Here is a 20892-nt window from a genome sequence, read left to right as displayed (position 1 = left end):
GCTCAACGCGGCAGCGGCGGCACCCGCCCAGCCATCCCTTCCACCAAAAACGCCACGCAGGCACGCACCCGCGCAGGCACGTGGCGCCGGTGGGCATATACGGCGTAAATATCGGCACCAGTATTGCGCCATTCGGGCAGCAGCTCCACCAGATCGCCCCGCTCCAGCGCCTCGTGCGCATCCCACCACGAGCGCAGCATGATGCCGTGCCCGTCCAGCGCCAGACGATGCACCGCCTCGCCGTCATTGCTCGACAGTCGCCCGCCCACCCGCACGGTTCTCCCCTCGCCCTCGCCGACATGCTCAAAACGCCACAGCGCGTAGTCGCTGTCGATCTCGCGCACGATCAGGCACTCATGCGCCACAAGGTCTTCCGGCAGGCGCAACGGCGCTGCACGCTGCAAATAGCTCGGCGCAGCACACAGCACCCGTCGGTTGGCCAACAGAGGCCGTGCGACCACACGCGAATCGGGTGGCATGCCGATGCGGATGCCGATATCCACGCCGGCATCCGAGAGGCTCAACGGGAAATTGGTGAGTTCCAACTGGATCTCGAGCCCCGCATGGCGTGCGGCAAATTCCGACAGCAAGGGGGCGATGTGGCGCCGCCCGAAGCCGAAGGTGGCGTTCACGCAGATGCGGCCGGTGAGCGCGCTGGCGGGGTCGTTGAGGCTGTCTTCAAGCTCGGCCAGATCGTCCAGAATGGCCGCGCCGCGTGCCAGGTAGCGCTCGCCCTCGGGCGTCATCGCAAGGCTGCGCGTGGTGCGGTGAGCAAGCTGCACGCCCAGACGGGCTTCGAGCAGCTTCAGGCGTTTGCTCACGGCGGACAGCGACAAACCCAACTCACGCGCAGCCCCGGTCAGGCTGCCGGCGCGGGCAAGTTGCTGGAAAAAGGCGAGATCATCAACGGCAGACATTTATGCACTTTATTTCAACAATGCATTGCAAGCCAGCCTGATTATCTACATCACAACAAAGACTACTATCCATCTCAAGCAAACGGCGCACAGCCGCAACCGCAGCCCTCACGGAGCACCGCATGTTTCACGGTTTCGAAACCTTCGATATCGACGTCGGCAACAACATCGTCATCCACGGCCGCAAGGGCGGTGACGGGCCGCCGCTGTTGCTGCTGCACGGGCACCCGCAGACGCACGTGATCTGGCACCGCGTGGCCGAACAACTGGCGCGGCACTACACCGTGATCGCCACCGACCTGCGCGGCTACGGCGACTCGTCCAAGCCCGCCGGCCTGCCCGGCCACAGCAATTACTCCAAGCGCGAAATGGCTGCCGACCAGATTGCCGTGATGCGGCATTTCGGTTTCGACGATTTCCACCTGTGTAGCCACGACCGCGGCGCGCGTGTGGCGCACCGTCTGGCGATGGACCACCCCGGCGTGGTGCGCAAGCTGATGCTGCTCGACATCGCGCCGACCCTGGCCATGTACGAGCAGACCGACCGCCGCATGGCGACGATGTACTTCCACTGGTTTTTCCTCATCCAGCCCGCACCGATGCCGGAGACGCTGATCGAAGCCTCTCCCGACGGCTACATCACCCGCACCATGGGTGGCCGCCACGCCAAGCTCGACGTGTTCGACCCGGGCGCCATCGCGGAATACCAGCGCTGCCTGGCCCTGCCCGGCGCCGCGCATTCGCTGTGCGAGGACTACCGCGCAGCCAACACCATCGACCTCGAACACGAGCAGGCCGACCGTGACGCCGGCCGACGCATCCAGTGCCCCACCCGCGTGCTGTGGGGCGAGCACGGCGTCATCCAGCGCTGCTTCGACGCGCTCAAGGAATGGACGCCGCTCACCACCGAACTCGACGGCGGCCCTCTGCCCTGTGGCCATTACATCCCGGAGGAAGCACCGGACCTGCTGCTGAAGCACATCTGCGAATTCATGCGGTAAGGCGCAGCAATCTCCATCTCCACAGCGCACTCGACGTGTCGCCGAAAATGCACTCGTTATCACGTAGGGCGCAATAACTGAAAGGCATTGCGCCGGATGAGCAATACGGCGCAATGCGCTGCGCTTATTGACGCCCTACCAACCGCCGGGAAGTCTCGCGCCCCGCTCCATTGAAGCCGCCCCGAACACCATCCCTCACCCCGGAGAGCACCATGAGCAAACCCCACCGCATCGCAGTCATCCCCGGCGACGGCATCGGCAAGGAGGTCGTCCCCGAAGGCGTGCGTGTGCTGCAGGCCGCGGCCAAGCGCTTCGGCATCGCTCTGGAATTCACAGAGTTCGACTTCGCCAGTTGCGACTACTACGAGCAGCATGGCCAGATGATGCCGGACGACTGGTTCGACACGCTGATGCAGTTCGACTGCATCTTCTTCGGTGCGGTGGGCTGGCCCGAAAAGGTGCCGGATCACGTATCGCTGTGGGGTTCGCTGATCAAGTTCCGCCGCGAGTTCGATCAGTACATCAATCTGCGCCCGGTGCGCCTGCTGCCGGGCATCAAGAGCCCGCTGGCAGACCGCAAGCCCGGCGACATCGACTTCTATGTAGTGCGCGAAAACACCGAGGGCGAGTATTCCAGCCTGGGCGGGCGCATGTATGGCGGCACCGAGCGCGAGTTCGTCACCCAGCAGACGGTGATGAGCCGCATCGGCGTGGATCGGGTGCTGAAGTACGCCTATGAACTGGCGCAATCCCGCCCACGCAAGAAACTCACCTCCGCCACCAAGTCCAACGGCATCTCGATCACCATGCCGTACTGGGACGAGCGCGTGAAGGAGATGGCCACGCAGTACCCGGACGTCGCCACCGACCAGTTCCACATCGACATCCTCAGCGCCAACTTCGTGCTGCACCCGGACTGGTTCGACGTGGTGGTGGCGAGCAACCTGTTCGGTGACATCCTGTCCGACCTCGGCCCGGCGTGCACCGGCACCATCGGCGTGGCGCCGTCGGCCAGCATCAACCCGGAAGGCAAATTCCCCAGCTTGTTCGAGCCGGTGCATGGCAGCGCGCCGGACATTGCCGGCAGGGGCATCGCCAACCCCATCGGGCAGATCTGGTCGGGCGCGCTGATGCTCGAACATCTTGGTTACAAAGAGGCCGGCGCGGCCGTGCTCGCCGCCATAGAGACGGAGTTGGCCGAGGGCAACAAGGCCGTGCTGACGGGAGATGTTGGCGGCATGGGCAGCACCGCAACCCTGGGCGAAGCGATTGCCAAGCGGGTGGCCGCTGCCTGACAAGGCCGCAACGGCGGGCTTTGCGGCTTTGCCGATGCGGGGCGGCGGTGTACGCTGACGGCCAATGTCAGCCCAACTCGTCCTGCTGCTGGCGCTTCACATCACCGGGCTCGTGGTGTGGTGCGGCGCCTTGCTGTACCTGCCCACGCTGGTTGCATCAGGCTCGCTACGCGAAGCCGAAGCGCACACCGGCGTGGGCTCCATCGCGCTCAACCGCACGCTGTTCACGCGCGTCGCCACGCCAGCCGCATTGTTTTCGATCATCACCGGCAGCGCGCTGTTCCTGCTCGATCGACAGCTCGGTGTATGGCTGATGATGAAACTCACGGCAGTAACCGGCATGGTCATCTGTCATGCGCTGATCGGCTTGCTGATACTGCGTCAGGGGCGTGACCCTGCCAGCCGGCACACCCTGCCGGCCGCCCTGCTCACCACCCTTTCGGCTGCGTTGATCGGTGCCGTGCTGTGGCTGGTGCTGGCCAAGCCGGCCGTTGAAATCTGATGCGCGGCAATGGCTTCAGCCTTTGCGACGAAACAGGGTCAGTTCTCGACCTCAACACCTACGGCATGCTCGTACACCAACTGCCCGCCCAGCCAGCCGCTGACGGCAATCAACGCGCCGGTCAGCAAAGAGAGATACAAGCCCCACGGATACACGGCCTCGGCCGTTTCGAAGCGCTGCACCCAATTCAGCGACGCCAGCGACAGCATCATGACGGCCAGAATGGCGTGGCACCAGCCGGTGATCAGACGGCGAATGCGACGCACCGTGAACAGGTCGATGGCCCCGGCAACGCTGGCAATCCAGCCACCGAACGCGCCGATGCCGGCCAGCCACAAACCGGCACGCGCCCAGAAGGCATCGCCGGTCATCAGATAGGCCACGTCCGCGCCAATCAAGCCCAGCAGCGCGGCCACGGGGAAGTGAATCATCATCGGGTGGAGCGGGTGGCCGGCAATGGCGGCACGACTTTCGATGTTGCCTGGCGGCGGTGGGTGCGCCATGTGTGCTTCCTCCGGCAATCGATTGCGGGGCGACTAGCCCCCGTGGCCATGAGCCTGCCGCTGCTGACGGCGTGTGACGGCCCGCTTTCAACGCTGTCCCCTGCCGGCCCGTCTGCGCGCATGGCGGCCGATCTGTGGTGGGGCATGCTGCTGTTTTCCACCGTGGTGCTGGTGGCGGTAGTCGGCGTATGGATTCATGCGCTGCGCCGTCCGCACCGCACCTGCGACGCCAACCGCCATCGTATCGAGCAGCGTTGGATCATCGGCGGCGGGATCATTCTACCAACCGTGAGCATCGCCGTACTGCTGGCATTCGGCCTCACGGCCGGGCACCGCATGCTGCCTCTGCCGCTCAACGGCGATCCGCCGCTGCGCATCAATGTCACCGGCCATCAGTGGCGCTTTGAAGTGAATTATCCCGACCACGGCATTCGCATGGAAAACCGCCTGATCATCCCGGCCGGCCAGCCGGTGGATGTACACGTCGACAGCGGCGACGTGATTCATTCGTTCTGGGTGCCGCGCCTGGCCGGCAAGATCGACATGCTGCCCGGCCGCACGAACGTGCTGCGCCTGGAGGCCGACGATCCGGGCACCTACCGCGGCCAATGCGCCGAATTCTGCGGCGCCCTGCACGCACGCATGACACTCGAAGTCGAAGCGCTGTCCGACGAGGGCTTCGACGAATGGCTTGAGGCAAATCGCCAATGAGCGAAATCACCCACGACCGCGAACAGCTGCATGCCGGCATGGGCCGCGTATGGGCCAATCCGCGCGGCTGGCGCGCGCTGACGGTCGTCAATCACACCACGCTGGGCCTGCGCTTCATGGGCACGGGCATGGCTTTCTTCATATTCGGCGGCGTGCTGGCCATGTTGCTGCGCGCGCAGCTCGCGCTGCCCGACAACCGCCTGCTCGACCACGAGGTGTACAACCAGCTCTTCACCATGCACGGCACGGTGATGATGTTCCTGTTCGCCGTGCCCATGCTCGAAGGCGTGGCGATCTACCTCATCCCGAAGATGATCGGCGCGCGCGATCTGGTGTTTCCGCGACTGACCTCACTGGGCTACTGGTGCTACCTGTTCGGCGGCCTGATCCTGTGCTCGAGCGTGTTCATCGGCGTAGCGCCCGACAGCGGGTGGTTCATGTACACGCCCTTGTCGAGCGACGTGTATTCCCCCGGCCCGAACTCCGACTTCTGGCTGCTCGGCATCACCTTCGTCGAGATTTCCGCGGTGTCGGCCGGGGTTGAACTCACCGCGTCGATCCTGCGTACCCGCACAGCCGGCATGTCGCTCGACAAGATGCCGCTGTTTGCCTGGTACATCCTCGGCACGGCGTTGATGATCGTCATCGGCTTTCCGCCGCTGATCCTGGGCAGCATCCTGCTGGAACTCGAACGCGCCGCCGGCCTGCCGTTCTTCGACGTCACGCGCGGGGGCGATCCGGTGCTGTGGCAGCACTTGTTCTGGCTGTTCGGCCACCCCGAGGTGTACATCATCTTCCTGCCCGCCGCAGGCATCGTCAGCACACTGATTCCGGTGTTCGCGCAGCGCCCCATCGTGGGTTACCGCTGGGTCGTGCTGTCGATCATCACCACCGGCTTCATCAGCTTCGGCTTGTGGGTGCATCACATGTTCACGGTGGGCATCCCTCATCTGGCGCAGGCCTTCTTCTCGGCAGCAAGCATGCTGGTGGCGATTCCTACCGCCATCCAGGTCTTCGTATGGCTGGCCACCCTATGGACAGGGCGGCCGGTGTTCCGCCTGCCGATGCTGTGGATCATGGGTTTTCTGGTGATCTTCGTGGCGGGCGGCCTCACCGGCGTGATGCTGGCGCTCGTGCCGTTCAACTGGCAGGTGCATGACACCCACTTCGTCGTGGCGCACATGCATTACGTGCTGGTCGGCGGCATGCTGTTTCCACTGATGGCCGGGCTGTATTACTGGTTGCCCCATCTGTCCGGCCGCATGCCATCCGAAAGCCTCGGGCGCTGGGGTTTCTGGCTGACCTTCGGCGGTTTCAACTTGACCTTCCTGATCATGCACCTGACCGGCCTGCTCGGCATGCCGCGGCGGGTGTTCACCTACGAATCGGCGCTGGGCTGGGACATTCCCAACCTAATCTCGTCGGTCGGCGGTTTCATCATGACCATCGGCATCGCCGTGATCCTGCTCGATCTGGCGCTGCACTTCCGCTTCGGCAAACCCGCATCACAAAATCCGTGGCAAGCCGGCACGCTGGAATGGGCGATGAACAAGCCGCCTCCGCCCTACAACTTCGCCAGCCAGCCGACCATCACCCAGCGCGACCCGCTGTGGCAAACGCCGGACCTTGCCGACAGCATCGCCGAAGGCCGCCACGCACAGCCGCACTTCGACCACGGTCGCCGTGAAACGCTGGGCACAGATGCCGTGAGCGGTAAGGTGCGCGCAACCTTCAACCTGCCGACGAACAGCTGGCTGCCTCTGATCGTGTCGCTGTTCCTCGCGGTGGTGTGCCTATCGCTGCTGGTGCGCGTCTATCCGCTGGCCGCGCTGGCCGCACTGTGCGCGCTGGTCACGGTGCTGCGCTGGTCGTGGGTGAACGGGACCCACCCAGCCGCCCTGCCCGACGCACGCACCCGGCCGGGTGACCCACCCCTGCATGTGCACACCTTCGACGGCCCCGGCCTGTGGGGCATGAACTTCACGCTGCTGGCCAACGGTTCGCTGTTCCTGTCGTTGATCTTCGGCTGGTTCTATCTGTGGACGGTGTCGCCCGCCTGGGAAATGCCCGAGCACTCGCCCTTGGCGTGGCCCGTCATGCTGCTCTCCGGCGCACTGCTGACGGTGGCGACGCTGTGGATGCGGCGCGTGGCCGCCGGGCTCAAACGTGGCACCGCCGCCAGCCTGCAGGGCCAGCTCTGGCTGATCACCGCTTTGGGCGCGGCACATGTGCTGGCACTTGCCTGGTTGGGGCTGACCGCGCAGTTGAGCCCCACGCAGAACGCACACGACGCGGTGATTGCCGTATTCCTCGGCTACCAGATGTTCCACTCGGTGATCGCCGTGCTAATCACCCTGCTGCAGGCGCTGCGCGTACGCGTCGGCTACGTCGGCCTGCACGCGCCGTACGAACCGCTGGTGGTCGAACGCTGGTGGTCGTACAGCGTGCTGGTGTTCTGGGCGATGTTCTTTTGCGTGGCACTGTTCCCGGCTGGCTGGGGAGGCGCATGATCCGCCCGGCCGACCACCCCATTCATCTGGTGCTCGGGCTGATCGTCTGGAGCGTCTGGTTCGTCGCCATCTACGGCGGCTTGTCGGTAGCGTGTTCGGTGGCACCGCCGCCTGAGCAGAGCGGCGCGTTGAACTGGGTGAATGGCTTGATCGCGTTGGTCACGGCCCTGCTGCTGGCGTGGCTGAGCCTGCAGGCAAACCGCTGCTGGCGTGAGGCGCGGCACTCACCGCCCGAGCCACCGCGCCGCCGTTTCATGTGCATGGTGAGCGCCGGCATGTATATGGTGGCCGCCATCTCCACGCTGGTGGTCGGGCTTCCGGTGGTCGGTCTGCCCCCCTGCCTGTAAGCCAGACCCACCCCGCGCGAACCCCTGGCGAGCGGCCCGGTCTGTTGCATGTTCTCCGATGCACATCAACGAATGACTCAGCCACCCAATCCTCGCGGCCGTACGCGTCGCATCGCTCGCCGTACCGGCTTCGCTCTGCTCGCGGTGCTGCTAGTGTACTTCGCGCCTCTCGGCCTGTCCTATCTGGCCCACACCTTCGCAGAAGCGGAAACCACCGACTGGCGCACCGCACGACGCGACAGCGCAGGCATCGTTCCTCCAGTGCCTCACGCGGAGGCCAGCATTCAGGCGTACTGCGCACGTGCCTATCGCTGGCGCGGCATTTTCGGCGAACACTGCTGGCTGGCGACAAAAGGCAGCGACACCGACGAATGGACACGCTTCGAAGTCACCGGATGGGCCGTCATGCGTGGCGGGCAAGCGGTGCGCGTCGCCACGGGCATTGCCGATGGATACTGGTATGGCGCAGCACCGACCTTGATTCGTGACCTTCGCGGCGGCCCGGAAGTGGACGCGCTCATCGCCCGCCTGCATGCCGCCAGTCTGGCCTATCCGCACAACGACGTTTACCGAGTCTGGCCGGGGCCGAACAGCAACACCTACATCGCGTACCTGGGGCGTGCCGTCCCTGAACTGTCGCTCAAGCTACCCCCGACCGCCATCGGCAAAGACTACCTGCCCGGCGGCGGCGTGTTCGGGCGCCCGGCGAGCGGGTCGGGCCTGCAGATCTCTCTGTGGGGGCTGTTCGGCGTCATCCTGTCTCCAGAGGAAGGCGTCGAGGTGAACGTTCTCGGCCTCTCGGCGGGAGTGGACTTCATTCGCCCCGCGTTGAAGCTCCCCGGCCTCGGCCGCATTGGTGTCCCGCTTCAAGCCACCGCTGACTAACGCCTCGCGGCAAGCCCTTCTGCGGCTGTAGCGTAGCGGCTTTCCAAAGCCTGCAACTTGAGCAATATCAAGCCGGCCGCATTTAATACCCATTTCGATAACAAGGCTTTACTTTGCCGTTCTACGAGAGTTAAATTGCATGCAAGCGGGCAACGGCGCCCACTTGCAAAACGCATACTTCTTGCGCATGCGCCGTGCGTTCTCGCGGCCGGGCATGCGCATGGACAGGAGGACTCTCTCATGGCTGAACCGGCCTCCCCCCCCACCACTCGCAAGGAAGAGCTGCGCGCTTTTCTGTTGCTGACGGTCGTCACCGCCCCCGTGTTGGCGGTAATGATCGTCGGCGGCTACGGCTTTGCCGTGTGGATATTCCAGATCCTCACCGGCCGGCTCCCCACGGGCTGAGGAAGGTACTCATGCCCACCCAGCCTATTTCCGCTGCACCCGCCGAGGTGCACGTTGCGGGCGTGCTCGTGCTCGCCCCTGCTGACCGTGCGCTTGCCATCGCAGCCCTGGTTGCCGAAATGGACGGCACCGAAGTGCATGAAGTCACCCCCGAAGGAAAACTCATCGTGGTCTGCGAATGCGCCACCGACCGCGACGTGTTCAACCTGATCGAACGCATCCGCGACATTCCCGGCGTCCTCGACACGGCGCTGGTCTATCAACACGCCGAATCGGCCACAGCCATGGAAGAGGAGATCGCCGATGAAACTGACTCGCCGCGAGTTCATTAAACAATCGGCCGTCGCTGCCACCGCCACCGCGGCGGGGGTGCCGGGCTATGCGCAACTGGTTACCGATGCGACGCGTACCCACATTCAATGGTCGAAGGCGCCCTGTCGCTTCTGCGGCGTGGGCTGTGGTGTCAACGTCGGCGTCAAGGAAGGCCGCGTAGTGGCCACGCACGGCGACATCAACGCCGAGGTCAATCGCGGCCTCAATTGCGTGAAAGGCTACTTCCTGTCGAAGATCATGTACGGCGCCGACCGCATCACGCAGCCGCTGCTGCGCATGCGCGACGGGCGTTACGACAAGCAAGGCGAATTGCAGCCGGTGTCGTGGGACCACGCCTTCGACGTGATGGCAGAGCAGTTCAAGAAGGTACTGCGCGACAAAGGCCCGAGCGGCGTCGGCATGTTCGGCTCCGGCCAATGGACCATTTGGGAAGGCTACGCCGCCTCGAAGCTCATGAAGGCGGGCTTCCGCACTAACAACCTCGACCCCAACGCGCGCCACTGCATGGCCTCGGCGGTGGCCGGCTTCATGCGCAGCTTCGGCATGGACGAGCCCATGGGCTGCTATGACGACATCGAGCAGGCCGACGCCTTCGTGCTGTGGGGCGCCAACATGGCCGAGATGCACCCCATCCTGTGGACGCGGGTGACCGACCGCCGCCTTTCCGCGCCGCATGTCAAAGTCGCGGTGCTGTCGGTGTTCGAGCACCGCTGCTACGACCTGGCTGACCTGGAACTCACCTTCCGCCCCCAGACCGATCTGGCGATCCTCAACTACATCGCCAACTACATCATCCAGAAGGGCGCGGTGAATCGCGCGTTCGTGGATCGTCACACCCGCTTCATGCTCGGCAATAGCGACATCGGCTACGGGCTGCGCGCGGATGACCCGCGCCAGAAAGGCGCCCACATCGACAACCCCGGGGGCGGAAAACCCATCAGCTTCGACGAGTTCGCCAAGTTCGTCAGCCGCTACGACCGCGAGAGCGTGGCCAAGCTCGCCAATATTTCGCCCGAGCGTCTCGACCGCCTCGCCGAGCTGTACGCCAACCCGAAGACCAAGGTGATGTCGTTCTTCACCATGGGCTTCAACCAGCACACGCGCGGCACGTGGTGCAGCCACCTGCTCTACAACATCCATTTGCTGACCGGCAAGATTTCCGAGCCCGGCTCGGGCCCCTTCTCGCTCACCGGCCAGCCATCGGCCTGTGGCACGGCGCGCGAGGTAGGCACATTCGCCCACCGCCTGCCCGCCGACATGGTGGTAACCAACTCGGAACACCGCGCCATGGCAGAGAAGATCTGGGCGCTACCGGCCGGCACTATCCCCGAGCGCGTTGGCTATCACGCCGTTCAGCAAGACCGCATGCTCAAGGACGGCGAGCTCAATGCCTATTGGGTGATGTGCAACAACAACATGCAGGCGGCCCCCAACATCCTCAACGAGACCTACCCGGGCTATCGCAACCCGGCCAACTTCGTGGTGGTCTCGGATGCCTACCCCACCGTCACCACGATGTCGGCCGACCTGGTGCTGCCGGCTGCGATGTGGGTGGAAAAGGAAGGCGCTTACGGCAACGCCGAACGTCGCACTCAGTTCTGGCACCAGCTGGTGGATGCCCCGGGCGAGGCGCGGTCCGACCTGTGGCAACTGGTGGAGTTTTCCAAGCGCTTTCGCATGGAAGAGGTATGGACCGAAGAGCTGCTCGCGAAGGCGCCGGAATATCGCGGCAAGACACTGTACGACGTACTGTTTGCCCGCGACGAGGTTCGCAAGCAGTTTCCGCTTGCCCAGACCGACCCCGCCTACGCCAACGCCGAGGCCAAGGCATTCGGCTTCTACCTGCAGAAAAGTCTGTTCGAGGAATACGCCCGCTTCGGTCGGGGCAAGGCGCATGATCTCGCGCCGTTCGACGTGTATCACGAGGTGCGCGGTCTGCGCTGGCCGGTGGTCGACGGCCGCGAAACACGGTGGCGCTACCGCGAGGGTTACGACCCGTACGTCAAGGCGGGCGAAGGCGTGCGCTTTTACGGCAACCCCGACGGCAAGGCCGTGCTCTATGCCCTGCCCTACGAGCCCGCAGCGGAAGAGCCCGACAAGGAATTCCCGTTCTGGCTATGCACGGGCCGCGTGCTCGAGCACTGGCATTCCGGCTCGATGACGCGAAGGGTGCCCGAGCTGCATCGGGCCTTTCCGAACGCCGTGTGCTTCATGCACCCGGAGGACGCGCGGGCCCTGGGCATGCGGCGCGGCGACGAAGTCGAATTGGCCTCGCGGCGCGGCGCCCTGCGCATCCGGCTGGAGACGCGCGGCCGCAACAAGCCCCCGCGCGGGCTGATATTCGTGCCGTGGTTCGATGCGGGCATTCTGGTAAACAAGCTCACGCTTGATGCCACCTGCCCGATTTCACTGCAGACCGACTTCAAGAAATGCGCCGTGGCGATCCGCAAGGTGTGACCCGTGCCGTATTCATCACTCCAGACATCAGGAGAAAAACGATGCGCAGCCTGATTCTCGCGGCCTTCGTACTGCTCGCGGCCTCGCTCGGCCATGCGTCCGACCACTACCCACCCGGGCATGTCGACCGCATGCGCGGCATGACGCCCATCACCCAGGAAAGCACGCCGCCGGCACTCGTCAACCCGGACGACAGCAGCGTGCGGCGCATGCGCAGCTACGCCATGCAACCGCCCGTGGTGCCGCACAAGATCGAGGGCTACCAGCTCGACACCAATGCCAACCGCTGCATGTTCTGTCACGCCCGCACGCGCACCGAAGACAGCCGCGCGCCCATGATCAGCGTCACGCACTTCATGGACCGCGACGGCAACTTCCTGGCCGAGCTGTCACCACGGCGCTATTTCTGTCTGCAGTGTCATGTGCCGCAGGTGCCGGTCGATCCGCGCGTGAATAACGAGTTCATCGACGTCGATGTGCTGTTGCAGCGCTCCGGCTCGCCCTCGGCCACCGTGCGCGAACAGGGGGCGCCATGAAGCAGGCCTTGAAACGCTTCTGGCTGATCCTGCGCCGCCCGGCCGCCCACTACAGCCTAGGGTTTCTGACGATCGGCGGCTTCATTGCCGGCATCGTGTTCTGGGGCGGTTTCAATACCGCCATGGAGGCGACCAATACCGAACAGTTCTGCACCGCCTGTCACGAGATGCGCGACAACGTGTTCGCCGAATTGCAGCCCACCATTCACTTCACGAACCGCAGCGGCGTGCGCGCCATCTGCTCGGACTGCCATGTACCGCACGGCTGGACATCGAAGATCGCACGCAAGATGCAGGCCTCGAAAGAGGTCTGGGGCAAGATCTTCGGCACCATCGACACACCCGAGAAGTTCGAGAACATGCGCCTCGCACTGGCGATGAACGAATGGCGACGCCTGAAGGCCAACAACTCGCTTGAATGCCGCAACTGCCATGAGTTCGACTACATGGACTTCACGCGCCAGAGCCCGCGCGCGTCGCAGGCGCACTCGACCTCACTGGCGAGCGGCGAACGCACCTGCATCGATTGCCACGTCGGCATCGCCCACCGCATGCCTTCGCTCGAAGGCATCGGCGACTTGATCGAGGTGCATGGGCGCGAGGCCCTGCCGGCAGCCATTTCGGGCAGCATGAGCAAACCTTCGCCGCATTGAAGCTGGCGATACGCCTGCGCCTTGGGGCGCGAAAGCAAACAAGGGGCAGCTTGCGGGCCGCCCCTTGTTCATTCCAGCCATCACTTCAGTTGTACAGATAGTTCGGCAGCCACATGCCGATGGCCGGGAAGGTGTAGTACAGAATCATCGCGACGAACACCAGCGCCAGGAACGGCATGATCCCCTTGAATATCTCGATCAGCTGCAGACCTGGCGACACCCCTTTGAGGTAGTACGCCGACATGGCCATGGGCGGTGTCAGGAACGAGGTCTGGATGTTCAGCGCCACCAGCACGCCGAAGAACAGCGGATCGATGCCGAAGGCCGGCAGCAGCGGCAGGAAGATCGGCACGAAGATGATGATGATCTCGGTCCACTCCAGCGGCCAGCCCAGCAGGAAAATGATGAGCTGAGCGAGGATCAGGAACTGCAGTGGTGTCATGTCCAGCCCGATGAGCCAGTGTTCGACCACCGCATGCCCGCCGAGCAACGAGAACACCGACGAGAAGATCCACGAGCCGACGAACAGCCAGCACACCATTGCCGAGGTGCGCGCCGTGAGGAACACCGACTCCTTGAAGCGCCCCCAGGTGAGCTGACGGTACGACAAGGCCAGCACCAAGGCACCCAAGGCGCCGATGCCAGCTGCCTCGTGCGGCGTGGCCAACCCGAACAGGATGGCACCGAGCACCGACAGGATCAGGAAGGCCAGCGGAAAGAACGACGTCGCCAGCCCGTACATGATCTGCCCCAGCGGCACGTTGCGCTCCTCCTTCGGCATCGGCGGAGCGACCTTGGGGTTGATCATCGCCCGCACCACCACATAGATCACGTACAGGCCGGCGAGCAGCAGCCCTGGGAACAACGCGGCGGCATACAGTCGCACCACCGACACGCCGGCCATCGCGCCGTACAGGATCAGCATGATGCTGGGCGGAATCAGAATGCCCAGACATCCGCCAGCACAGATCACACCGGACGCCAGCTTGCGGTCGTAGCCCGCATTGAGCATGGCGGGCAGCGCCAGCAGACCCATCAGCGTCACCACCGCACCGACGATGCCGGTGGCCGTTGCGAACAGCGCACAGGTGATCAGGCTGGCCACCGCCAGCGAGGCCGGCACCCCGCCGAACGCCAGTTGCATGCTCTTGAATAACCGTTCGAGCACGTTGGCCCGCTCGACCAGATAGCCCATGAAGAGAAATAACGGCACGGCAATCAGCACGTCGTTCGACATGACGCCGTAGGTGCGCTGCACCAGCAGCGTGAAGATGATGTCGCCGATGGCGAAGTAGCCAAAGCCAAGCGCCAGCGCGATCAACGTGAACGCCACCGGAAAGCCCAGCAGGATGGTGACGATGAAGATGCCGAGCATCACGATTCCGAGCATTTCATTGCTCATTTGGCACCTCCGGGCATGACCTCTTCGACCATTTCATCGCCGATCTCGCGCACATCATGCACACGCGGCGGCCAACGCCCGTTGCGGAAGGCCATCACGCAGCGGATCACTTCCGCAATGCCTTGCAGCGTCAGAAAGAAACCGGACAGCGGAATCAGCGCCTTGAACGGCCACAGAATCGGCCCGGCCGGGCTGAACGGGCTGCGCTCCCCCACCCGGAACGCCATCTCGGCGAAGTGGTAGCCGGCGTACATCATCGCCAGCACCGCCGGAAAGAAGAACAGCAGATAGAGCACGAAATCGATGCTCGCCTGAGTGCGTACCGAGGCGAAGCGGGTCAGCACATCTGCGCGCACATGCGAATGCGTGGTGAGCGCGTAGGCCCCGGCCATCATGAACAAGGTGCCATACAGGATGTAGCTGAAGTCATAGGCCCAGGTCGTGGGGTTGCCCATGACATAGCGCATGAACACTTCAAAGCAGACCACGCCGGTGAGCAACACGACGGACCACGCAAACATCTTCCCCACGAAGATGTTGATGTGATCCACCATCAGAAGAAAACGCCGCATCTAGACCTCCGCAAGCGCCCATCAGGCACTTTCACCGGCCGGCAGGAATATCGTCGCCCGCAGGTGCAACCGTTTCCGGAAACAGCCGAGGGCCGCATTGCAGCACCCTCGGCGTTCCATCTGAAAGAAGGAGCGAAAAACGCCCCGCCTGCAGGCCTTACAGCGCCGTGGAGCCCGCCGTGGCCTTGCGACCGTAGAAGTGCTCGTAGGCCGGGTCTTTCGGCGTGGTGTTCTCGATGTGGAAAGATACCGTCTTCTCGCAATAGGCCTTCTGAGAATCGATGACCTTCTTGAAGAACGGATCGGCCTTCGATTCACGCTCGATGACCACGTCCCACGCCTTCAACTGCGCCTGCAGCACCGAATCCGGCGTGAGGTAGGTCTTCACGCCCTGCTCGTCGCGCATCTTGTTGAGATCTTCCGGATAGCGCTTCATGGCTTTCCAGTACATCTCCGACGAAGCGGCATCGGCGGCGTACTTGACGATGGCCTGCAACTCGGCCGGCAGCGCGGTGAATTTGGCCTTGTTGAAGATGATCTCGAAGCTCTCCGCGTCCTGGTGGTAGCTGCGCAGCATGAAGACCTTGGAGACATCGGGGAAACCGAGCAGGCGATCGGACGAAGGGTTGTTGAACTCGGCACCGTCGAGCAGCCCGCGGTCCATCGCCGGAACGATGTCGCCACCGCCCATGATGGTGACCGCCGCACCGAACTCGCGCATCAGATCGGCCGCCAGACCCACCGTGCGGTACTTCAGCCCCTTGAGCTGGTCCGCGCTCTTGATGGGCTGCTTGAACCACCCCAGCGGCTGCGTCGGCATCGGGCCCGACAGGAAGCCCACCAGCGGCAGTTTGAGGTTGGCCAGCAGCTCGTTGTAGAGCTCGTAGCCACCGCCGAACTTCATCCAGGCGAGGAACTGATGCGCATCCCAGCCGAACGGGGGCGGCGTGCCGAAGAGCGAGAAGGCCTTGGTCTTGCCGTACCAGTACGCGGCCACGCCGTGACCACCGTCGAGCGCGCCGGCAATCACCGCATCCTGCATCTGCAGTGCACCGACCACGGCGCCGGACGGCAACAGGTTGATGCGCAGGCGCCCGCCGGACATCTCATTCACGACGCGCACGAAATCAGAGGCGAACTCGTGGAAGATGTCGCGCGACGGCCAGGTGCTCTGGAAGTTGAAGGTGGTGGTCTGAGCGAAAGACACCATCGGGAAACCTGCGGCGGCCGCACCGGCTGCCGAGGTTGCAAAGAATTTGCGGCGCGACATCTTGCTTCCGCTCTTGTCGCTACCGCTCTCCGGCGGGGCCGTTGATGCGGCCGTGTTGTGCTTCTGATTGTCTTGCATGACCCATCCTCCTCCTGGATTTGCTGCGAAGGTCACAGAAAAAACGCACCGGGCGGCGGGACGCCTTCCGATACGGGCTCGCCGTTATCCGGCCGCGCTGAGACGACCCGGACGTCCGGATGCTTGATTGCCTGGTTCTGGAACGTTCTGCTTCCGTGCAGGGACGAGGATGAAACGCGAGACGTGCAGATATGACCGACCGCCCCGGCCGTGACCGGGGCGGCGGCATGCTGATGGCGCTCGTGGCGCCGCTGTCTCCTCCTTGCGTGCTCCACACAGACCTCCTCTGTCGGACACATGCTTCGGACGGGCTCTGATGGCCCTTTTTCCCTTACGCTTCGCTTACTTACGTGAAGAAAGCATGGCGTCGGAATGGCCACATCTTTCTCTCCGCCAGAGGGTGAATCAATCCGTATAAGTACGATGCCTTGTATGCACGAATGCACCTCCTGCATGCACGGATCGGCGTACTGCGGACAGCCGGGGCAAACGCATTCGGTTAGAATGTTTCGACAAATATTGTTCTGCAACATGCATCTTTCCCTGCCGACACAACCGAACGAGGAACCGAATGCTGCTTGCCACCGACCTTGACGGCACCTTTCTCGCGGGCGACCCGACCAACCGTCAGCGCCTGTACCAACTCGTCACCGCACATCCCGATATCCGACTGGTGTTCGTCACCGGGCGCGGGCTCGAAGTCGTGCTGCCGCTGCTGTCCGATCCGACCATTCCGCGCCCCGACTTCATCATTGCCGACGTGGGCGCCACCGTCGTAGACGGCCACGAACTGGTCGCCGTACATCCCCTGCAGGGGGAAATCGACGCCGTCTGGCCGGGCGAGCACACGGTGGCAGTGGCCATGGCGCGCTTCGCCGGGCTGGAACGTCAGGAAGTGCCGCAGCAACGACGTTGCTCGTACTTCTGCACGCCCGACGCGGTAACGCCCGAAATCGCGGAACAGGCCGAAGCACTGGGCTGCGACCTGCTGTTCTCCGCCGGGCGGTACCTGGACGTGTTGCCGCGCGACATCAACAAGGGTCGCACCCTCAAGCGCCTGGTCGAGCACCTCGGCATCTCCATCGACGACGTGCTGGTGGCCGGCGACACGCTCAACGACCTTTCGATGTACGAGCAAGGCTTCAAGGGCGTGTGCGTGGGCGAATCCGAGCCGGCCCTGCTGGAGGCCACGCGCGACCGCGCCAAGGTGCTGCATTCGCTGCACACCGGTTGCGGCGGCATTCTGGAGGCCATCCAGCGCTTCGGCTTCCTCGGCCCGGAAGGCCTGGATGCCGAACTGCGTGATCTGGAGCGGCGCGGCAAGGCCAAGCTGGTGATGGTGTATCACCGCCTGCCGTACGAAGAAGTCACCGAAAACGGCCACATCCGCCGCCAACGCCACACCTCGCCCAACGGCATCATTCCCTCGCTGCTGAGTTTCTTCGCCAACGGCGAAGCCGGCTCATGGGTGGCGTGGTCAGTGCATGATCCGAAGACCGCCATCCCGTTCGAAACGCACACCGAGGTCGACCGCGAGCGCTATCCGGGCCTGGTATGCGCACGCGTGCCGCTCACCAAGAACGACGTCGACATCTTCTACAAGCGCTTCTCGAAAGAGGCTTTCTGGCCGACGCTGCACACCTTCTGGGAGCGTGCCACCTTCCGCGAGGAAGACTGGGCGGTGTTCCTGCGCGTCAACCGGCTGTTCGCCGAGCGCACCGCGGCCGAAGCGGCCGAGGGTGCGACGGTATGGATTCACGATTACAACCTGTGGATGGTGCCGGCCTTCCTGCGCGAGCTGCGCCCGGACCTGGTGATTTCCTTCTTCCACCACACCTACTTCCCGTCGGCCGATGTCTTCAACGTCGTGCCGTGGCGGCGCGAGATCGTCGGGAGCCTGCTGCAGTGCGATTACGTGGGCTTTCACATCCCGCGTCAGTCCGAGAACTTCGTCGATGTCGTGCGCGGTGTCGCCCCCGCAAAGATGATCGAGCGCAAGCACTGCGCGCCGCGCTTCCTGAGCTATGGCTGCGCGGTCGGGCTGGACGAGATGACCACGGTGATCGAGGTGAACGACCGCCGCATCGGCCTCGGCGCCCACCCCATCGGCATCGACATGGACCGCATCACGCACGCGCTGGAACACCCCCAGACCAGCGAACTGATGGCCGAACTGCGCCAGGAGTTCGCCGGGGTACGCATGGTGCTGTCGGTCGAGCGGCTCGACTACACCAAGGGCACGCTGGAAAAGCTGCTGGCGTTCTCCGACCTGCTCGAAAGCTACCCCGAGCTGCATGGCAAGGTCACGCTGGTCTCCGTGTGCGTGCCGGCGGCCAAGGAAATGACTGTCTACGACACCCTGCAAGCCAAAATCGAGCAGGCCGTGGGCGCCATCAACGGACGCTTCTCGCGCGTGGGTTGGACACCGGTACAGTTCTTCTTCCGCCCGCTGCCCTTCGAGCAGGTGGTGGCGTATTACGCCATCGCCGACCTGATGTGGATCACGCCGCTACGCGACGGCCTCAACCTCGTGTCAAAGGAATACGTGGCCACGCAGGGCCTCACCGATGGCTGCGGCGTACTAGTGCTGTCCGAATTCACCGGCGCGGCTGCGGAGCTGCACGGCGCCATCCTCACCAACCCGCACGACCCCAAAGACCTGCGCGACAAGCTGTATTTCGGCATCGGCATGGCGCTTAACCGCAACGAGTCACGTACGCGTGTACGTGAGCTGTTCGACATCGTCCGCTACCACGACGTACACCGTTGGGGGCGGGAATTTCTCGAAGCGGTGCACGCCATGGCCGATGAGCGCGCAGGCTGACATCGTTCAGCCGCGAAAGCTCTCCTCCCCTGCCGCACCGCTGTAGCGCACGCTGACGGTGCGGAAGTTGAGGTCGATGAAAACGTGGCAAAAGGCCTCTCCCGAGCGCCACATCATCGCCACGCTGGATTCGTTGGAGTACTCCAACTCGAAACGCCCGCCAAAGGCCGGATGCGTGTTGCGCAACTCCATCAGCCGCAACTGTCGGCGCGCCACCGTCGAGCCCAGCGCGGCCACGGCCTCGTCCATCGAGTAGTAACGCCGGTTGATGTCGCGCAGCTCGCCGGTGCGCTCCATCAGCTCGAAGTCGTTGGTGCCGGCCAGCAGGCCAACGTAGTACACCTGCGGAATGCCCGGTGCGAAAAGCTGGATCGCGCGCGCCGCAATGTAGGCGTCTTCATTGCATTGCAGCGCCTCGAAGAAGGTGCAGGTGAGCTGGTAGATGGCGCCGACGCTGTGGGCACGTGCAGCACTGCGGCGCATGATCGGGTCGGCACTGCGCTCGTCGACGTTGTCGATCAGCGCCTGCAGCTCTTTCGGCGGCAGGAAACCCTCGACGTCCGGAATGCAGATGCCGTCGTGGGTATCGAGCACCGTGACCTGATTGTGCGGACACATGCGCAGCCAGCTCTTCAAATGCCGGCTGTCGCAGTCGAGCAGTGCATGCAGCACCAGCGGCGGCAGCGCAAAGCCGTAGGCCCACATGCCACGGTCGGCAATGGCGTACTGATAGCTCGGATGGTCGTGCACCTCGGGCAGCACCTCGATGCCGTGCGCACCGCAGGTCTCGCGAAACCACTCCAGCGTCTCCCACACCTCCGGCTCGACCAGAAAGCAGCTCGTGCCGATGCGCTTGGTTACGTAGCCGAAGGCATCCAGCCGCAGCATGCGCACGCCGTGCGCGGCCATGCATTCGATGTTGCCGCGCATCAGGTCGAAGGTTTGCGGCGCGCGAAAATCCAGATCCACCTGCCGCTCGGTGAAGGTGCACCACACCCGGCCCTTGGTGCCGTCGGCAAACACCACATCGCGGAAAGGCTCTTTCTCCTTGCGGATGTGGATCTTTGCCAGATCATCCGGCGTGATTTCACCGAGGCCGTCGACATCCACGAACAGCGCAGCATGCGGCGACGCCTTGCCGTGTGCAATGTAGTCGCGGAACTCGGGCGAATCGTCGGCGATGTGGTTGAGCACCAGATCCAGACACACGTCCAGGCGCGCGCTGAGCCGCTCGACATCGGCCCACGACCCCACGCGCGAATCGATTTCGCGGTGCGTCAGCGGCGAAAACCCGCCGTCCGCGTTCGACGGAAACGGCGGCAGCAGATGCACGCCGCCGACCGCACTCGCAAGATGCCTCTCGATGAACTCGGCCAGATCGGCAATGCGGCTGCCGATGCGGTCGGGGTAGGCGATGAGCTGAACCTGATTGCTGAGCGGCATACGGCCTCCATACTGGGTTTGCGGGCAAGGCCCGGTCGTCCGTCCGGCAACACCGGACGCCGAATGTTCCCTCATCGCATGCCAGCATCACGCCGAAGAGTCAAGCAGTCGCGGGCGCTTTCCGGTATGATGCCGGCCACTGGAGTCGTGCCCGTTCGCGCCAAGCAACCCGCCCCGCTCCCGAACGATGCACCATCGCCTACGGCGCTGCCCCGCATTACCCATTCCTCGCTTTACCACCGGCAGCT

Annotated in this window: 19 protein-coding genes; 13 read left to right on the top strand and 6 right to left on the bottom strand. The window is 64.0% G+C overall.

All coding sequences use genetic code 11. The features are described from left to right. Positions 1-2: 2 nt before the first annotated feature. Entirely contained in the window at positions 3-917 is a 915-nt protein-coding gene (locus tag AC6H0W_RS14010; protein ID WP_497577799.1) for a LysR family transcriptional regulator, read from the bottom strand. A 122-nt stretch (positions 918-1039) separates the two neighbouring features. Here AC6H0W_RS14010 and AC6H0W_RS14005 point away from each other — a divergent pair, with 122 nt between their 5' ends. The 3 genes from AC6H0W_RS14005 (at position 1040) to AC6H0W_RS13995 (ending at position 3715) form a co-directional block, all read left to right on the top strand. Beyond that, positions 1040-1918: an alpha/beta fold hydrolase gene (locus tag AC6H0W_RS14005; protein WP_497577798.1), complete on the top strand. Its 879-nt coding sequence runs from the start codon at positions 1040-1042 to the stop codon at positions 1916-1918. Between the two features lie 212 nt (positions 1919-2130). Continuing rightward, a complete protein-coding gene (locus tag AC6H0W_RS14000) occupies positions 2131-3213 on the top strand; it encodes a tartrate dehydrogenase (RefSeq protein ID WP_497577797.1) in 1083 nt (360 codons plus the stop codon). A 64-nt stretch (positions 3214-3277) separates the two neighbouring features. After that, positions 3278-3715 carry a CopD family protein gene (locus AC6H0W_RS13995; RefSeq protein WP_497577796.1) on the top strand — a complete coding sequence of 146 codons (438 nt, stop codon included), beginning with the start codon at positions 3278-3280 and terminating at the stop codon, positions 3713-3715. Positions 3716-3753: 38 nt separating this feature from the next. Here the strand turns inward: AC6H0W_RS13995 and AC6H0W_RS13990 are convergent, their stop codons facing one another. Continuing rightward, positions 3754-4218 carry a DUF2231 domain-containing protein gene (locus AC6H0W_RS13990; protein WP_497577795.1) on the bottom strand — a complete coding sequence of 155 codons (465 nt, stop codon included), beginning with the start codon at positions 4216-4218 and terminating at the stop codon, positions 3754-3756. Positions 4219-4266: 48 nt separating this feature from the next. On the opposite strand from AC6H0W_RS13990, the gene coxB reads away from it, so the two are divergent. The 9 genes from coxB (at position 4267) to AC6H0W_RS13945 (ending at position 13055) form a co-directional block, all read left to right on the top strand. Then, complete coding sequence (coxB, locus tag AC6H0W_RS13985; protein WP_497577794.1) at positions 4267-4929, top strand: cytochrome c oxidase subunit II; 663 nt, start codon at positions 4267-4269, stop codon at positions 4927-4929. After that, positions 4926-7439, top strand: a complete 2514-nt coding sequence (gene ctaD, locus AC6H0W_RS13980; protein ID WP_497577793.1) for a cytochrome c oxidase subunit I — start codon at positions 4926-4928, stop codon at positions 7437-7439. Before coxB ends, ctaD begins: the two co-directional genes overlap by 4 nt. Continuing rightward, entirely contained in the window at positions 7436-7786 is a 351-nt protein-coding gene (locus tag AC6H0W_RS13975; RefSeq protein WP_497577792.1) for a hypothetical protein, read from the top strand. Before ctaD ends, AC6H0W_RS13975 begins: the two co-directional genes overlap by 4 nt. A gap of 72 nt (positions 7787-7858) precedes the next feature. Then, positions 7859-8671 carry a DUF3750 domain-containing protein gene (locus AC6H0W_RS13970; protein WP_497577791.1) on the top strand — a complete coding sequence of 271 codons (813 nt, stop codon included), beginning with the start codon at positions 7859-7861 and terminating at the stop codon, positions 8669-8671. Between the two features lie 240 nt (positions 8672-8911). Further along, the gene (locus tag AC6H0W_RS13965; RefSeq protein WP_497577790.1) at positions 8912-9076 is read left to right on the top strand and encodes a periplasmic nitrate reductase, NapE protein; all 165 of its coding nucleotides are present in this window, start codon (positions 8912-8914) and stop codon (positions 9074-9076) included. An 11-nt stretch (positions 9077-9087) separates the two neighbouring features. Continuing rightward, positions 9088-9408 (top strand): chaperone NapD, encoded by a 321-nt coding sequence (locus AC6H0W_RS13960; protein ID WP_497577789.1) that lies wholly within the window; start codon positions 9088-9090, stop codon positions 9406-9408. Then, entirely contained in the window at positions 9380-11866 is a 2487-nt protein-coding gene (gene napA / locus AC6H0W_RS13955; RefSeq protein WP_497577788.1) for a nitrate reductase catalytic subunit NapA, read from the top strand. The genes AC6H0W_RS13960 and napA overlap by 29 nt, the downstream gene beginning before the upstream one ends. A 41-nt stretch (positions 11867-11907) precedes the next feature. Next, positions 11908-12402, top strand: coding sequence for a nitrate reductase cytochrome c-type subunit (locus AC6H0W_RS13950; protein ID WP_497577787.1), 495 nt, complete (start codon positions 11908-11910; stop codon positions 12400-12402). After that, the gene (locus AC6H0W_RS13945) at positions 12399-13055 is read left to right on the top strand and encodes a NapC/NirT family cytochrome c (protein WP_497577786.1); all 657 of its coding nucleotides are present in this window, start codon (positions 12399-12401) and stop codon (positions 13053-13055) included. The genes AC6H0W_RS13950 and AC6H0W_RS13945 overlap by 4 nt, the downstream gene beginning before the upstream one ends. A gap of 85 nt (positions 13056-13140) precedes the next feature. Here AC6H0W_RS13945 and AC6H0W_RS13940 read toward each other — a convergent pair whose 3' ends face one another. The 3 genes from AC6H0W_RS13940 to AC6H0W_RS13930 form a co-directional block, all read right to left on the bottom strand. Next, positions 13141-14457 (bottom strand): TRAP transporter large permease, encoded by a 1317-nt coding sequence (locus tag AC6H0W_RS13940; RefSeq protein ID WP_497577785.1) that lies wholly within the window; start codon positions 14455-14457, stop codon positions 13141-13143. Then, positions 14454-15029, bottom strand: a complete 576-nt coding sequence (locus AC6H0W_RS13935) for a TRAP transporter small permease subunit (protein WP_497577784.1) — start codon at positions 15027-15029, stop codon at positions 14454-14456. Before AC6H0W_RS13935 ends, AC6H0W_RS13940 begins: the two co-directional genes overlap by 4 nt. 157 nt (positions 15030-15186) lie before the next feature. Then, entirely contained in the window at positions 15187-16377 is a 1191-nt protein-coding gene (locus AC6H0W_RS13930; RefSeq protein ID WP_497577783.1) for a TRAP transporter substrate-binding protein, read from the bottom strand. A 571-nt stretch (positions 16378-16948) separates the two neighbouring features. On the opposite strand from AC6H0W_RS13930, the gene ggpS reads away from it, so the two are divergent. Beyond that, positions 16949-19201 (top strand): glucosylglycerol-phosphate synthase, encoded by a 2253-nt coding sequence (gene ggpS / locus AC6H0W_RS13925; RefSeq protein WP_497577782.1) that lies wholly within the window; start codon positions 16949-16951, stop codon positions 19199-19201. A 6-nt stretch (positions 19202-19207) separates the two neighbouring features. Here the strand turns inward: ggpS and gtfA are convergent, their stop codons facing one another. Continuing rightward, the gene (gene gtfA, locus AC6H0W_RS13920) at positions 19208-20644 is read right to left on the bottom strand and encodes a sucrose phosphorylase (protein WP_497577781.1); all 1437 of its coding nucleotides are present in this window, start codon (positions 20642-20644) and stop codon (positions 19208-19210) included. Positions 20645-20892: the final 248 nt, after the last annotated feature.

Source organism: Pseudazoarcus sp. NS20, from assembly GCF_059703745.1.
This window is presented reverse-complemented; position numbering and strand designations above follow the sequence as displayed.